This is a genomic window from Adlercreutzia equolifaciens, assembly GCF_029076695.1.
GTDB lineage: Bacteria > Actinomycetota > Coriobacteriia > Coriobacteriales > Eggerthellaceae > Adlercreutzia > Adlercreutzia equolifaciens_A.
Map to the genome: position 1 here is coordinate 1 of NZ_JARFIK010000256.1, position 318 is coordinate 318.

The 318-nt window shown below is 64.2% G+C and carries 1 protein-coding gene; it reads right to left on the bottom strand.

The genetic code is table 11. From position 1 onward, the window contains the following. The coding region (locus PZH32_RS12300) for an ATP-binding cassette domain-containing protein (RefSeq protein WP_275208535.1) at positions 1-251 on the bottom strand (251 nt) is incomplete at its 3' end. Positions 252-318: the final 67 nt, after the last annotated feature.

Here is a 318-nt window from a genome sequence, read left to right on the forward strand (position 1 = left end):
CGGCCCTCGCTGGGGTTCACGTGCCCGTTCATATGCTGGATAAGGGTGGACTTGCCGCTGCCGGTATGGCCCGCAATGCCCAGAAACTCGCCGGGTTCCACGGTAAAGCTCACATGGCGCAGGGCCCACAGCGCATCGTGGGCATTGCCCCAGTCGGCTTTTTTCTCGTCCTTCTTGCCGCGACGCTTCTTGCGCGTGCGCGAGGAGGGGTCCACGTAGCTGTAGCTCACATCTTCGAACGCAATGCGCATAGCTCCTCCTTCAGGGCGTCGTCGGTGATGCAGGTGGCCAGGGGCACCCCGCGCGCCTGCAGCTCCA